Here is a 14,803-nt window from a genome sequence, read left to right on the forward strand (position 1 = left end):
GCCCTCCCGTGGAGGGGAACGGCGCTGGGGAGGAGGGGTCGACTCAGTTGGTGGTGCCCTGCTGCGCCGCCAGCACGCGGATGCCCGAGGCCACGAGCGTCCACGAGCTGCCGCGCCGGCTGTACAGACGTCCCTGATCGTCGAGGACGCGGACGCTCGTGCTCCCCGCCGCGAGGGTGCGCGCCCCATCGGGGGCGGTCGCCTCGGTGCCGCGGCCGCCGACGTTGAGCTCCCGCAGCCGACTGACGCCGTCGGCGCTCACGAGCACGCCGATCGTGGTGTCGTCGAGCCAGGCCAGGTCGAACGCGCCCTGCTGGCTGAACGACAGCACGTGGGGAGGGCCGAGGTTGACCTCGCTCCCCTCGCGCTCGATACCGGCGACCCACACTTCGCGCACCCCGGAGACGGTGACGATCGCCGCCACGCGGGTGCCGTCTCGCGACACCTGCATCGAGACGATCTCGGAGGCATCGGGCCACGCGTTGCCGACCTCTCGCGGCACGCCCTCGGGCGTGATCGCTCGCACCTGCGTGGGGGCGTTGGCCGGGACGCTCCAGATCTCGCCCTCCCCGTCGATCGAGGGCGCGATGAGACCGGGTCTGTCGTCGAGCAGGAAGGTGCGCCCGTCGCTCAGGGCGCTCGCGACCGTGCCCTGCTGCGTGCGGACGGCGGCCAGGCTCCGATCGGCTTCGAGTTCGACCGCGGAGGGGGTCAGCGACTCCACGGCGTCGGAGAGGCCGTCGATCGGTTCCACCGTGTCACCGGCCAGTGCGCCGAAGACGCCGAGCGAGGTGAGCACGGCGGGCGAGGGATCCACGCGCGTCACGCGCACGGGAACCTCCGAGGCGGTGATCGGCGTTCCCTCCACCGTCATCTGCACGTCGTTGATCCCTGCGGTGGACAGGCTGCGCACGAGCTGGGTTTGCATGCGGTCGAGCGTCGTCCGATCAAGGCTGAGGGCGGCGCGGGGCAGCTGCACCTGGGCGATCCCGTCGGACGACAGCGTCACCGAGCGCCCCACGAGCGACAGCTCGTCGGGGAAGGCGCTGCGCACGGCGTTGGCGAGCCAAGCGCTGGGTTGACCGTCGACGAGGGCGGTCGCGACGCGGCTCGCGACGAGGGGCCGCGGGAACCACCGCACGTCGGGGACGATGAAGCTGTACGTGGGATCGAAGTACGCCACGGATGCCGACTGGTAGACGGTCGGGAAGACCTCCTCGTACAGCACGACGCCGTCGGGGGCGGAGGTGATGCGCCACTGGTCGTCGACGCGGGCGAGGGTGAAACTCAGGGTCTCGGCCGAGCCCGCCGCCGTCGGCGTGTACGCGCCGTCGGCGTCGACCGACGCCACGGTGGTCACGGCGACGGCGACCGAGGTGCCGTCGGCATTCGCGGTCGCGCGCCGGTCGGCGAGGCGGTCGATCGTCACGCGCGAGCGGGGATCCCACTGCGTCCCGGAAGCCAGGAAGAGCTTGGCCGTTGCCCAGTCGTCGGCGGGACCGGAACCGGCGCGCAGGAACCCCTCCACGATCTCGGCCGGGCTCGCGTCGTCCTGGGGGCCGTCGGGCACGAAGGCGAACGCCTGCGTGTCGTCGGCCTGCGGGCCGCGGCCCGGGTTGACGTAGCCCGAGGTCGGCAGGCCCGTGCACGCGGCGAGCGCGAGCACGAGGGCCAGGCTCACGAGGGAGAGGGCGCGTCTCATGTCGTCCTCCGAACGCCGGGTCGGGTGGAGATGGGCTGCGTGAGACCGAGGGCCTCGAGCGCCCCGCCCTGCTCGTCGTCGGGGACGAGGGGAAGGGGCGAGCCGGTCACGGGTCGTCCGTCGCGCGGCAGCGTGAGCACGAAGTTCGATCCGCGCCCCGGCTCCGACCACACCGCGAGGGTGCCCCCGTGCAGGCGGGCGTCACCGAGCGCGATCGACAGTCCCAGACCGGTGCCGCCGATCGTGCGCACGCGGGAGGGGTCGGCCCGCCAGAAGCGGTCGAACACGCGATCGACGTCCTCCGCCTTCATGCCCATGCCGAAGTCGCGCACCCCGAGGGAGACGGTGTCGCGGTCGCTGTCGACCGAGACGACGATCGGGCGGCCCTCGCCGTGCTCGATCGCGTTGCCCAGGAGGTTGCGCACGATGCGGCGGATGCGCCGCGCGTCCATGTCGACCGGCGTGTAGCCGCCGGGGGCGACGAGGCGCACGTCGGAGCCGTGCCCCTCGGCCAGTTGCTCCATCGACTCGATCACGTCTTCGGCGAGGTGCGCGAGGCTGGTCGCCTCGCGCTCCAGCTGCACGGAGCCCGCGTCGTAGCGGCTGATCTCCAGCAGATCGGTCAGCAGCACCTCGAAGCGCTGCACCTGCGTGTGCAGCAGCTCGGCGGCGCGACCGGTGACCGGGTCGAACTCCTCGCGCTGGTCGTTGATCATGTCGGCGGCGAGCTTGATGGTCGTCAGCGGCGTGCGCAGTTCGTGCGAGACGTCGGAGACGAAGCGCTGCTGCACGAGCGAGAGGTCGGCGAGCTCCTTGATCTGCGACTCGATGCTGTCGGCCATGGCGTTGAACGAACGGTTCAGCGTCGCCAGTTCGTCTTCGCCGCGGACGGGGAGGCGCACCCCCAGGTCGCCCGCCGCGAGCTTCGCGCTGGTCTCGGCGGCATCCGCGATCGGGGTGGTGACCGACCTCAGCACGAACCAGGCGATCGCCCCGATCAGCACCACGAGCACGAGCCCGACCACCCACAGCAGCACCTGCACGAAGGCGAGCGTCTGCGAGGCGCTCGACAGGTCGTACCCCATGTAGAGCTCGTAGGAATCCACGCCGTCCTCGGCGGGGAAGCGCAGTTGATGACCCACCAGGATGCCGGGAACCTCGCGCCCGTTGTCGGAGGGCAGCGCGACCGACTGCCACCACTGCAGGTCGGGGCTCGACTGCACCTGGGTGCGCAGCGCGTCGGTGACGAGGCGGGACTCGAACGCGGGAGAGATGAACGGCTGGGGGGCCAGGGGCGACGGCGGGCCGATGCGGTAGAGGGCGATCAGGTCGCTCGAGGACTGCTGCGACAGGCGCGTGGCGATGCCGTTCATGAGCGTCTGCGCGGCGGCCGGATCCGTCGAATCCACGGCGGCGTCGAGCGTGGCCTGCGCCGCCGCGGTGGCCCGCTGCGCTTCGAGCAGCACCTGGTCTTTGCGGGCGGTGAAGAGCTCGTTCTGGATGACGAGGGCCATCGCGACGCAGGTGACCAGGATGGTCACGGCGGTGAGGGTCACCGTGATGAGGATCGTGCGGAAGCGCAGCGACCGCCGCCAGAGGGTCGCGAGACGATCGCGGGTGCGGCGCCAGTCGCGCCAGCCGCCCACCCGCGGGGAGGGGGCGGTGCGCACCGCGCCCGTCATGAGGGCCTCAGGCCACCGCGCCGGCGCGGTAGCCCACGCCGCGCACGGTGGTGACGATCCGCGGGTTGTCGGGGTCGGCCTCGATCTTGGCGCGCAGACGCTGCACGTGCACGTTCACCAGTCGGGTGTCGGCCTTGTAGTGGTAGCCCCACACCTGTTCGAGGAGCATCTCGCGCGAGAAGACCTGCTGCGGCTTCTCGGCGAGGGCGACGAGCAGCTCGAACTCGAGCGGGGTGAGCGCGATGGGCGCATCGCCGCGGCGCACCTCGTGCGCGGCGACGTCGACGACGAGATCGCCGATGCGGAGGGTCTCGTCGACCGGCGCCTGCACCGGTCGCAGTCGCGTGCGGATGCGGGCGACGAGCTCCTTCGGATTGAAGGGCTTCATGATGTAGTCGTCGGCGCCCGACTCCAGGCCCTTGACCACGTCGGCGGTGTCGGTGCGCGCGGTCAGCATGATGATGGGAACGCCGGACTCGGCGCGCACGCGCGTGCAGATCTCGATGCCGTCGACCCCGGGGAGCATGAGATCGAGCAGGATGAGGTCGGGACGCTCGGTGCGCCAGGCGTCGACGGCCTGCGCGCCGTCGGCGCAGAACACGGTGTCGAATCCCTCGGTGCGCAGCACGATGCCGATCATCTCGGCCAACGCGGTGTCGTCGTCGACAACCAGGATCCGTGAAGTCATTCGGGTGTACGTCTTCCGTCTCGAACCCGCTCGGGGACGGGTATGACGCCCCGGGTGGGGGCACGTCGTATCGAGAGTAGTCGACCTCCCTGCACGCCAGGCGTGCGTGTCGGAGGTGTGTGACACGATGAGGGCACCGTCACGTGAGGAGAGGGGCCCCACCATGACCGCGTCCGCGAGCTGGCGACCGGCGTCGCGTCCGGGCATCGTCCCCCTGCATCCGTACGGCTTCGGCACGATCCTGGGCCGCTCGTTCGTGGCCCTGCGGCACAACCCGAAGGTGCTGCTCGGGTTCGCCCTCATCGTGCAGGCCGTCGCCTACGTCGTGCTCACCGCGGCGGTCGGCGGCGTCGCGATCGCGAGCTTCTCGCGCCTCGACACCGTGCCCCCGGGCAGCGACGACTACGACGCGATCCTGGCCGGCTCCGCCGTCATCACCGCCGTCACCGCCTTCGTCCTCGGCATCGCCACCGGGGCGCTGAGCGTGATCGTGCAGGGAGTGGTGGTCGCCGAGGTGGCGCACGCGGTCGTCGCCGAGAAGCCCACGCTCAAGGCCGTGTGGGCGCGCGTCAAGCCGGTCGTCTGGCGTCTGATCGGCTACAGCGCCCTCTATCTGCTGGCCACGCTGCTCGTGATCGGCGTGCTCGCGGGCATCGTCACGCTCCTCGTGATCAGCGTCCTCTGGGTGGGCGTCGTCGTGGGCGTGCTCGTCGTGCTGGCGCTCATCCCCCTGTACCTCTGGCTCACGCCGAAGCTGTTCCTCGTGCCGTCGGTGATCATCCTCGAGCGCGCCCCCCTCTTCCGGGCGATCGCGCGATCGTGGCGGCTGACGCGCGGTCGCTTCTGGTCGACGCTGGGCGTGGTCGTCATCATCTCCGTCGCCTTCAGCATCGTCGCGCAGGTCATCTCCGTGCCGTTCAGCCTCGTCGCGGGCATCATCCCCGGCATCCTCGCCCCCACCGGCGAAGATCCGACGGGGGCTCTCGTGGGCGTCATCGGTCTGCAGGTGGTGGGCCAGTTCGGCATCCTCCTGGTGCAGTGCATCGCCCTGGTGGTGCAGTCGACCTCGGCGGTGCTGGTGTACGTCGACGCGCGCATGCGCGTCGAGGCGCTCGACCACGACCTCACCGCCTACGTCGAACAGCGCGACGCGGGCGCCGCCGACCTCGCCGATCCGTACCTCGTGGGCGTGGGGCGAGTGGTGGAGCGTCCTGCTCCGACGCCCGTCGGCGCTCCCCCCGCCTTCGCGGGCTACGCCACCGGGCCCGGCGCGGGTGCGCCGGCGTACGGCGCGCCGCCGTACGCGACGCAGCCTCCTTACGGGACGCAGCCGTACGGGACGCCGCAGTACGGGGCACAGCAATACGGGGCTCAGCCGTATGGGACGCCGCCGAGCGGGACGCCGCAGTACGGGGCTCAGCCGTTCGGGACGCAGCCGGCTGCCGCGGCAGCGCCGGGCGCGCCCGCGCCGGGTGCCCCCGCTCCCGGGGAGACGACCCCGCCGCCCGCCGCGCCGACATCGACCCCCGTTTCCCCCACCGGAGCCGCCCCCGGCGGCACCCCGGATGCCGCGACCGCCGACCCCGCGACCGCTCCGGCCCCGGGTAGCGCGTCGCCGTCCTCGCCGACGACCTGGGCGGCACCGGGATCGAACGGAGACGCGTGAACCTCGCCGCGCCGGCCGCCGCGTTCTCCCCCCTGCTGCCGGATCCCGATCAGGCGCGGGAGTGGGCCGAGAAGGAGCTCGCCGACCCCGCGTATCAGGCGGCGGAGCCCACCCTCATCGACCGCGCGTCCCGGGCCGTCGCCCGCTTCTTGAACGACCTCCTCAAGGTTCCTCAGACGGACGGGTGGGGTCCCGCCGTCCTCGTCGTGCTCGGCGTCCTGGTGGTCGCGGCGATCGTGGTCGGCATCCTGATCTGGGGACGCCCGCGGGCGAGCGTGCGTGCCGCGCCCGCCGCGCGCGCCCTGTTCGACGATGACGACACCCGGTCGGCCGACGAGCTGCGCGCCGAGGCCGAGGCGGCGGCGCAGCGCGACGCCTGGGATGACGCCGTGGTGCTGCGCTTCCGCGCCGTCGCGCGCGGACTGGCGGAACGCGGCCTGGTCGACCCGCCCCCCGGGGCGACGGTGCGCGCGTTCGCGCGCGCGGCCTCGGACGCCCTCCCCGCCCTGTCGGCGGGCCTCGAGACGGCCGCGACGACCTTCGACGACGTGCGCTACCTGCGTCGGCCGGGAACACGCGAGCGCTACGCGCTCATCGTCGACCTCGACGACGCCGCCGTCCGCGCACGCCCCGCGCCGGTGGGAACGACGTGAGCACCGTCGCCGTCGCCCGGCCCGCGTCGCGCGGCCGAGCGGCCCTCGGATGGGTCGTCCTCGTCGTGGGACTGCTGCTGGTCGCGCTCGTGGGCGGTCTGTTCGTCTACGCCGGCTACACCCAGCGCGCCGTGCTCGATCCGGAGTCGGCCGGGCCGGACGGAACCCGTGCCGTCGTGCGGATCCTCGAGCAGCAGGGCGTGCGCGTGGTCGTCGCGCGCGACCGCGACGCGGCGGAGCGCGCGCTGACCGGCTCCGACGCCACCCTCGTGATGCGCGACGCGCCCATGCTCTCCGACGACACGCTGCGCGGGATCGCGTCGACGGCCCGGCACGTCGTGCTCGTCGAGCCGCGCTCGCGTGCCCTCGACGTCCTCGTGAACGGATCGTCGCTGGGCGGCTTCGCCGACGACACGGGCGTGGCCGCCGTCTGCGAACTGCCCGCCGCCGCGAACGCCCGGACGGCGCGGGTGGGCGAGTTGATGGTGCCCGGAGACGGGGTGACCGGGTGCTTCCCCGTGAACGGGGAGTTCGGCCTGCTCTCCCTGAGCGACGGCGACCGCACCGTCACCGCCCTCGACGGCCTGAGCACGCTGACCAACGAGACCCTGCCCGACGACGGGGATGCCGCTCTGGCGCTGGGCGTGCTCGGCTCGTCCGAGACGCTCGTCTGGTACGTGCCGTCGCCCGCCGACGCCGATCCCGGCAGCGCGCCGCCCACGCTGAGCGAGCTCACTCCACCGTGGGTGACCCCCTCGATCGTGCTCCTGCTGCTCGCCGCCCTCACCGCCGCCGTCTGGAGGGGCAGACGCTTCGGCCCCCTGGTGACCGAACGACTCCCGGTGACCGTGCGGGCGAACGAGACCACGGAGGGCCGCGCGCGCCTGTACGCCGACGCACGCGACGCCCCGTACGCCCTCGACGAGCTCCGCCGCGCCGCCCGGGTGCGACTCGTGCGGCTCCTGGGCCTCGCGGGCCGCACCTCCCCCGCCGACGTCGCCGACGCCGTCGCCGAACGCCTGGGCGCCGATCGCGCCCGCGTGCGCGGCATCCTCGTCGACGACGTCCCCCGCACCGATCGCGACCTCGTCGCCGCCGCCGACCGTCTGCGCGACCTCGAAGAGAGCGTGCGCGTCGCCGTCCGAACCGAAGGGACACCCCGATGACCGAGAATCCCGAGACCCCCGGCACCGCTCCCGCGCCCGGCTCGCCCCCGGCTCCGGCTCCGGCTCCTGGCCCGACGACACCCGCGGACGCCGCGACATCGTCGACGCCCGACGCCTCGAACGCCGCGCGCACGGCCACCGGCACCGGCACCGGCCCGGACGAGCACGCTCGCCTGCGCGAGGCCATGCACCGCGTGCGCCTCGAGGTCGGCAAGGCCGTCGTGGGGCAGGACGGCACGGTGACCGGCCTGCTCATCGCCCTCCTCTCGCGCGGACACGTGCTGCTCGAGGGCGTCCCCGGCGTCGCCAAGACCCTGCTCGTGCGCTCGTTCAGCCGCGCCCTCGGCCTCGACACGCACCGCGTGCAGTTCACGCCCGACCTCATGCCGGGCGACGTGACCGGATCCCTCGTCTACGACGCCCGCGCCGGCGGGTTCGAGTTCCGCGCCGGGCCCGTGTTCACCCATGTCCTTCTCGCCGACGAGATCAACCGCACGCCCCCGAAGACGCAGGCGGCGCTGCTCGAGGCGATGGAGGAGCGACAGGTCTCGTCCGACGGCGTGAGCCGACCGCTCCCCGACCCCTTCCTCGTCGCCGCGACGCAGAACCCCATAGAGCACGAGGGCACGTACACGCTGCCCGAGGCCCAGCTCGACCGCTTCCTGCTCAAGCTCGTGGTCGACCTTCCGGGGCGCGACGCCGAGGTCGACGTCCTCCGCCGCCACGCGCAGGGCTTCGATCCGCGCCGCCTCGACGACGCCGGCGTCACCCCGGCCGTCACCGCGGCCGAGATCCTCGCCGCGCAGCGCGCCGCGGCATCCGTCGCCGTCGCCGACGACGTGCTCGGTTACGTCGTCGATCTCGCCCGGGCGACGCGCCAGAGCCCCTCGGTGCTGCTCGGGGTGAGCCCGCGCGCGACGACGGGTCTGCTCGCCGCGGCGAAGGCATGGGCCTGGCTCGGCGGATACCCGGCCATCACCCCCGACCACGTGCAGACGATGCTCGTCCCGGTCTGGCGTCACCGCATCCGGCTGCGCCCCGAGGCCGAGATCGAGGGCGTCTCGGTGGATGCCATCCTCACCTCGGTCCTGCAGCAGACGCGCGTCCCGATCTGATGGTCGTCACCGGCCGCCTCGCGCTCTTCGTCGCCCTCGGCGTCGCCCCCGTCGTGCTGTTGAGCACCGCGGGCCTGCCGGCGTGGGCCGCGGTGGGCGGGTGGGTGCTGCTCGCGGCTGCGCTCCTGTCGGTCGACGTCGCCCTCGCCGCCGACCCGCGGCGGGTCGAGATCACCCGCGTCCTGCCCGAGCGCGCCCTGCGCGACGAACCCGTCGCGGGCGAGTTGCGCGTGCGCAACCTCGGCTCCCGGCTGCTGCGCGCCGTCGTGCGCGACGCCTGGCAGCCGACCGCGGGGGCGCCCGCCGACCGCGCCCGGGTGACGGTGCCGCCGGGCGAGCGCCGGGGAACCCCGCTGCCGCTCCTCCCCCGCCGGCGCGGCGAACTGCGCAGCGCATTCGTCGTCGTGCGCTCCCTCGGACCGCTCGGACTGGCCGGCCGCCAGGCCGTGATCGACGCCCCGGGGCGCCTGCGCGTGCTTCCGCCGTTCACCTCGCGACGTCACCTCCCCTCGCGCCTCGCCCGTCTGCGGGAGCTCGACGGCAACACGACGCTGCAGGTGCGCGGGCAGGGCACCGAGTTCGACAGCCTGCGCGAGTACGTGCGCGGCGACGACGTGCGCTCAATCGATTGGCGCGCGACCGCGCGCGCGGGCACGACCATGCTGCGCACCTGGCGCCCCGAGCGCGATCGGCACGTCGTCATCGTGATCGACACCGGCCGCACCGCCGCGGCGCGCGTCGGCGACGGCGTGAGGCTCGACGCGGCGATGGAGGCCGCCCTGCTGCTGTCAGTGCTCGCGGCGCGCGCGGGAGACCACGTGCACCTGCTCATGTTCGACCGCGTGACGCGCGCGCGGGTCACGCGCGTCGACGGCACCCAGCTGCTGCCGACGCTCGTGGACGCCATGACCCCCGTCGACCCGCAGCTGATCGACACCGACTGGGATGCCGCCTTCGCCCAGGTGCGCGGACTGTCGGTGCGTCCCGCCCTTGTCGTGCTGCTGACGGCCGCCGACGATCCCGAGGCCGCGCGCGCGTTCCTCGCCGCGCTCCCCGCGGTGGCCGCGCGCTCGCGTCTGCTCGTGGCGACGGCGACCGACGGCCCCGGGGCCGTCCCCACCCACCGCGACGCCGCCGACGTCTACGCGGCCGCCGCGATCGAGCGCGCGCGTCACGACGCCGCCCGGGTGCGCGACGCCGTCGTGCGGGCGGGCGGCGACGCCGTGTCGGCCTCGGCCGACGACCTGCCGCCCCTCGTGGCCGACCGGTATCTCGCGCTGAAAGCCGCGGGACGGCTCTAGCACACCCAGCCCTCATGCAGCCCGAGACATACGTCGCGGCTTATCCTGGGGGGTACCCTTCCGGTCGTCAGCGTGTCCCCTCCGCGCGCGGCCTCGCCGTCTACGCACAGGATGCGGGAGCTCTCTTGCCAGGTAACGCCACCACGCACTTCGACGATGTGGCCCTCGTGTCGGTGGCGAGCGTCTTGCCCAGCCGCGTCACGACGTCGGATGACATCGAGGAGCGTCTGGCCCCGGCGCTGAAGCGCCTGAAGCTCAAGCCCGGCCTGCTGCGCCGCGTGGCGGGGGTCAACGAGCGCCGCAACTGGGCCGAGGGCGAATCGTCCGACGAGGCGACGATCGCCGCCGGCAAGCAGGCCCTGGCGGAGGCCGGCGTCGACGCGAGCGAGATCGGGCTCATCATCAACACCTCGGTGACCCGCAAGCACCTGGAGCCGTCAGTGGCGGTGCGCCTGCACCACGGACTCGGCCTGCCGAGCTCCGCCATCAACTTCGACGTCGCGAACGCGTGCCTGGGGTTCATCAACGGCATGAGTCTGGCCGCCGGCATGATCCAGTCGGGGCAGGTGAAGTACGCCCTGATCGTCAACGGCGAGGACGCCGACGAGATCCAGGTCAACACCATTAACCGGCTCGTGCGCGAAGACCTCGATCGCGACGCGTTCATGCAGGAGTTCGCCTCGCTCACCCTCGGCTCCGGAGCCGCTGCGGCCGTGCTGGGCCGGGCGAGCGACCACCCGGAGGGCCACCGCATCGTGGGTGGGGTGACGCGCGCGGCCACGCAGTTCTACGACCTGTGCGTGGGCAGCGTCGACGGCATGTTCACCGACGCCAAGGCGCTGCTCAAGGGCGGACTCGACCTCGTCGTCTCGGCCTGGAAAGAGGCCAAGGGCGAGTTCGACTGGACGGGAATGGACCGGTACGTCACGCACCAGGTCTCCTCGGTGCACACCAACGCGATCGTGCGCGCCGCCAAACTCGACCGCGACCGGGTCCCGGTCACCTACCCCGAGCTGGGCAACGTCGGTCCGGCATCCATCCCCATCACCCTGGCCGCCGAGCAGAAGACGCTGCGGCGGGGTGATCGCGTGCTGCTGATGGGAGTGGGCTCCGGCTTGAACACCGGCATGCTGGAGCTGGCCTGGTGAGCCACCCCCGCGTGACCGGAGCCCAGGCGACCCTCCCCCCGGCCGGGCTCCCCGGCCTCGACCCGTCGCTGTCGCGACTGGTGTGCGTCGACGGCGTCCTCGCCGACCGCGGAGCGTCGCGCCTGTGGCACGTGCTCGACACCGGCGACGCCCTCGCCGAGCGCGGCATCGAGCCGATCGGGACGATCGTCGCGGTCCACGGCAATCCCACGTGGTCGTATCTGTGGCGGGCGCTCGTGAACGCCTCGATCGTGCGCGCCGACGCGGGACGTGCCGCCTGGCGCGTCGTCGCGGTCGATCAGCTCGAGATGGGCTTCTCGGAGCGCTCCGCGCTGCGCCGCACCCTGGCCCAGCGCATCGCCGACCTCGACGCCCTTGTGTCGGAGCTCGGCATCCGCGGTCCGATCGTGACCATCGGTCACGACTGGGGCGGACCCGTCTCGCTCGGCTGGGCGGTCGAGAACCGTGATCGCCTGGCCGCCGTGATCGCGCTGAACACCGCGGTGCATCATCCCGAGGGCGCCGATCTTCCGTTCGCGCTGCGCGTGGCCACCGCCCGCGGCATGCTCGCCGCCGGGACCACCGGCACGACCGCCTTCCTCGACGTCACCCTCGCTCTCGCCGACCTCGATCCCGCGGTGCGAGCCGCCTTCCGCGCGCCCTACGCGACCGTGGCCCGTCGCCGCGGCATCGGCGGGTTCGTCGCCGACATCCCCGCGACGCCCGACCACGAGAGCACGCCCGCCCTGCATCGCCTGTCGGCGGGGCTGCGCGAGCTCGATGTGCCCGCCCTGCTGCTGCGCGGTCCGAAAGACCCCGTCTTCGGCGAGGACCACCTCGACGACCTCACCGAGCGCCTCCCCCACGCAGACGTGCACCGCTTCGAGGGCGCCGGCCACCTCATCGCCGAGGAACGCCCCTACGCCGACGTGGTGCTCGACTGGCTCGACGAGAAGGTCGTGGATGCCGCGGCGGCACCCGCGCGCTCGCGTCGCTCGTCCGCGAAGAAACGCACCGGCACCGGCACCAGCACCGACGCCGCCCCCGCGGGACGCCTCTGGGACGCGCTCGACGCCCGCCGCGACGACGACGACACCGCGATGATCGACATGACCACGACCTCCCGCGCGGGCGAGCCGCTGCGGGTGAGCTGGCGGGAGCTCTCGACGCGCGTCGACGAGATCGCCGCGGGCCTCGACGCCTTCGGCGTGCGCGCCGGCGACCGCGTCTCGCTGCTCGTGCAGCCGGGACCCACGCTGACGGCCGCGCTGTACGCGTGCCTTCGCATCGGCGCCGTGGTCGTCGTGGCCGACCGGGGTCTCGGCATCCGGGGTCTGTCGCGCGCGGTGCGCGGCGCCGTCCCCGACGTCGTCATCGGAGAAGTTGCCGGTCTCGCCGCGGCGCGCGCGCTCGGCTGGCCCGGCCGCCGCATCTCGTCGGCGGCGCTCCCCGCCGCGACCTCTCGCGCGCTGGGCGTCGAAGCGAGTCTGTCCGACCTCGCCCGCGCCGGTCGCGGGCGCGCGCTCCCCGAGCCCCCGTTCGCCGACGCCGACGCGGCGGTGCTGTTCACCTCGGGCTCGACGGGCCCCGCGAAGGGCGTCGTGTACACGCACGCGCAGCTCACCGCGCTGCGCGACACCCTCGCCGCCCACTTCTCGGTGACCGCCGACACGGGCCTGGTCACCGGGTTCGCGCCCTTCGCCCTGCTCGGCCCCGCCCTCGGCACGCGCTCGGCGACGCCCGACATGGACGTCTCCGCGCCGCGCACGCTGACCGCCGCCGCGGTCGCCGCGGCCGTGCGGGCGTCCGACGCGAGGATCGTCTTCCTCTCCCCCGCCGCGGTCGCCAACGTCGTGGCCACGGCCGACCGGCTGACGGATGCCGACCGCTCGGCGCTCGCGCGGGTGCGGACGTTCCTGTCGACCGGGGCTCCGGTGGGCGTCGAGCTCCTGCGCGCGGCCCAGGCCCTCATGCCGAACGCCGTCGCGCACACGCCCTACGGCATGACCGAGTGCCTGCTCGTCGCCGATGTCACGCTCCCCGAGATCGAAGCCGCCGCGGGAGCGGGAGGCGATGGCGTGTGCGTCGGCCGCCCCCTCGGAACCGGCGAGGTGCGCATCTCCCCCCTCGACGCGCGGGGCCGCTCCGCCGACGAGACGACGACGGAGGCCGGAGTGACCGGCGAGATCGTGATCTCGGCGCCGCATCTCAAGCGCGGATACTTCCGTCTGCACCTGACCGACCGCGAGGCCCGCCGTGGTCTCCCCGCGCGCTGGCACCGCACGGGCGATGTCGGACACCTCGACGCCGAGGGACGCCTCTGGGTCGAGGGACGCCTCCCCCACGTCATCACCACCGCCGAGCGCCCGGTCACCCCGGTGGGGGTCGAGCAGGACGTCGAGACCGTCCCCGCCGTCGAGCGCGCCGCCGCCGTGGGCGTGGGACCGGTCGGACGACAGGTCGTCGTCGCCGTCGTCGAAACCGACGTCCGGCGCCCCGCCCTGGCATCCCCCGATCTCACCGACGCCGTCCGCGCGGCCACCGCTCAGCCCCTGGCCGCCGTACTCGCCGTGCCGGCGCTGCCGACCGACATCCGCCACAACTCCAAGATCGACCGCTCCCGCGTCGCGGCGTGGGCCGAGCGGGTGCTCGCGGGCGAGAAGACCTCGGCGCTGTGAAGGTCCTCGCCACCGGCGCCTCGGGCTTCCTCGGTCGCGCCGTCGTCCGCGCCCTGCAGCAGGGCGGGCACGAGGTGCGCACCCTGCAACGCCGCCCGTCGGGCGTCGACGGCGCCGAGGACCGCCTCGGTTCGGTGACGGATGCCGATGCCGTCGCATCCGCCCTCGACGGAGTCGACGGGGTCGTGCACCTCGCCGCGAAGGTCTCCCTCGCGGGGGATCCCGCGCAGTTCCGCGCGGTGAACGTCGAGGGCACGCGGACGCTCCTCGACGCGGCGGCCGCGCGGGGCGTCTCGCGGATCGTGCACGTGTCGTCGCCGTCGGTCGCGCACGCCGGACACGCCCTCGCGGGCGTCGGTGCCGAACCCGCCGACCCGCAGGCCGCGCACGGCGAATACGCCCGCACCAAGGCCGAGGCCGAGTTGCTCGCGCTCTCGCGCGCCGGCGGGGCGACCGCGCTGGTCGCGATCCGCCCGCACCTGGTCTGGGGGCCGGGCGACACGCAGCTGATCGCGCGCGTCGTCGACCGCGCTCGGCGCGGCACCCTGCCGCTGCTCGACGGCGGTACGGCGCTCATCGACTCCACGTACGTCGACAACGCGGCATCCGGGATCGTCGCCGCGCTCGACCGGGTCGACGACGTCAGCGGCCGGGCGTACGTGCTGACCAACGGCGAGCCGCGTCCCGTGGGCGACCTGCTCGCCGGGATCTGCCGGGCGTCGGGCGTGACGCCGCCGCGGTTCAGCGTGCCGGCGGGGCTCGCGAAGGCCGCGGGATCGCTCATCGAGCGGGTCTGGGCCGTGCGCCCGGGGCAGGACGAACCGCCCATGACGCGCTTCCTCGCCGAGCAGCTGTCGACGGCGCACTGGTTCGACCAGACCGAGATCCGCCGCGACCTGCGCTGGCGTCCCGCGGTGTCGATCGACGAGGGCCTGCGCCGCCTGTCGCGCGCCTGAGCGGGCTGCGCGGGGTGCTCGTCCCGGTTCTGGCGGTGTATGTCCCAC

11 protein-coding genes are annotated in these 14,803 nt (G+C 73.7%); 8 read left to right on the plus strand and 3 right to left on the minus strand.

All coding sequences use genetic code 11. The annotated features are described in order from the left end of the window. Positions 1-43 precede the first annotated feature (43 nt). The 3 genes from FB047_RS09645 to mtrA are packed head-to-tail and all read right to left on the minus strand — an operon-like array spanning position 44 to position 4,072. Positions 44-1,702: an LpqB family beta-propeller domain-containing protein gene (locus FB047_RS09645; protein WP_136586988.1), complete on the minus strand. Its 1,659-nt coding sequence runs from the start codon at positions 1,700-1,702 to the stop codon at positions 44-46. Next, complete coding sequence (gene mtrB, locus FB047_RS09650; protein ID WP_136586989.1) at positions 1,699-3,384, minus strand: MtrAB system histidine kinase MtrB; 1,686 nt, start codon at positions 3,382-3,384, stop codon at positions 1,699-1,701. The genes FB047_RS09645 and mtrB overlap by 4 nt, the downstream gene beginning before the upstream one ends. 7 nt (positions 3,385-3,391) lie before the next feature. Beyond that, entirely contained in the window at positions 3,392-4,072 is a 681-nt protein-coding gene (gene mtrA, locus FB047_RS09655; protein WP_136586990.1) for an MtrAB system response regulator MtrA, read from the minus strand. A gap of 163 nt (positions 4,073-4,235) precedes the next feature. Between mtrA and FB047_RS16925 the strand changes: the two genes are divergently transcribed. The 8 genes from FB047_RS16925 to FB047_RS09695 all read left to right on the plus strand — a co-directional run bounded on the left by FB047_RS16925 (position 4,236) and on the right by FB047_RS09695 (position 14,755). Continuing rightward, complete coding sequence (locus FB047_RS16925; RefSeq protein WP_167494205.1) at positions 4,236-5,738, plus strand: DUF7847 domain-containing protein; 1,503 nt, start codon at positions 4,236-4,238, stop codon at positions 5,736-5,738. Further along, positions 5,735-6,391 (plus strand): DUF4129 domain-containing protein, encoded by a 657-nt coding sequence (locus FB047_RS09665; RefSeq protein ID WP_167494206.1) that lies wholly within the window; start codon positions 5,735-5,737, stop codon positions 6,389-6,391. The genes FB047_RS16925 and FB047_RS09665 overlap by 4 nt, the downstream gene beginning before the upstream one ends. Continuing rightward, entirely contained in the window at positions 6,388-7,557 is a 1,170-nt protein-coding gene (locus tag FB047_RS09670; RefSeq protein ID WP_136586992.1) for a DUF4350 domain-containing protein, read from the plus strand. The genes FB047_RS09665 and FB047_RS09670 overlap by 4 nt, the downstream gene beginning before the upstream one ends. A 185-nt stretch (positions 7,558-7,742) precedes the next feature. Next, complete coding sequence (locus tag FB047_RS09675; RefSeq protein ID WP_136587204.1) at positions 7,743-8,672, plus strand: AAA family ATPase; 930 nt, start codon at positions 7,743-7,745, stop codon at positions 8,670-8,672. Next, entirely contained in the window at positions 8,672-9,973 is a 1,302-nt protein-coding gene (locus FB047_RS09680) for a DUF58 domain-containing protein (protein WP_136586993.1), read from the plus strand. The genes FB047_RS09675 and FB047_RS09680 overlap by 1 nt, the downstream gene beginning before the upstream one ends. 125 nt (positions 9,974-10,098) lie before the next feature. Next, a complete protein-coding gene (locus tag FB047_RS09685) occupies positions 10,099-11,121 on the plus strand; it encodes a 3-oxoacyl-ACP synthase III (protein WP_136586994.1) in 1,023 nt (340 codons plus the stop codon). Beyond that, entirely contained in the window at positions 11,118-13,799 is a 2,682-nt protein-coding gene (locus tag FB047_RS09690) for an alpha/beta fold hydrolase (protein ID WP_136586995.1), read from the plus strand. The genes FB047_RS09685 and FB047_RS09690 overlap by 4 nt, the downstream gene beginning before the upstream one ends. Next, entirely contained in the window at positions 13,796-14,755 is a 960-nt protein-coding gene (locus FB047_RS09695) for an NAD-dependent epimerase/dehydratase family protein (RefSeq protein ID WP_136586996.1), read from the plus strand. Before FB047_RS09690 ends, FB047_RS09695 begins: the two co-directional genes overlap by 4 nt. Positions 14,756-14,803: the final 48 nt, after the last annotated feature.

Source organism: Microbacterium hydrothermale (assembly GCF_004854025.1).
In the GTDB taxonomy this organism is placed as follows: Bacteria; Actinomycetota; Actinomycetes; order Actinomycetales; family Microbacteriaceae; genus Microbacterium; species Microbacterium hydrothermale.